This is a genomic window from Enterobacter sp. UNJFSC 003 (assembly GCF_036903355.1).
Lineage (GTDB): Bacteria > Pseudomonadota > Gammaproteobacteria > Enterobacterales > Enterobacteriaceae > Enterobacter.
Map to the genome: position 1 here is coordinate 1 of NZ_JBAKHK010000361.1, position 235 is coordinate 235.

Annotated in this window: 1 protein-coding gene; it reads left to right on the forward strand. The window is 50.6% G+C overall.

Annotated elements, in window-relative coordinates; translation table 11 throughout:
* A partial coding sequence (locus tag V5P19_RS24550) for a fibronectin type III-like domain-contianing protein (RefSeq protein WP_334408118.1) occupies positions 1 to 235 on the forward strand: 235 nt, incomplete at both ends.

Consider the following 235-nt stretch of genomic DNA (forward strand, 5'->3'; position numbering starts at 1 on the left):
CCACGGTAGTGCAGATGTACTTGCAGGATGTGACGGCTTCCATGAGTCGCCCTGTGAAACAGCTGAAAGGCTTTGAGAAAATCACCCTGAAGCCGGGCGAAACTCAGACCGTCAGCTTCCCGATTGATATTGAGGCGCTGAAGTTCTGGAATCAACAGATGAAATATGACGCCGAGCCTGGCAAGTTCAATGTCTTTATCGGCACTGATTCCGCACGCGTTAAGAAAGGCGAGTT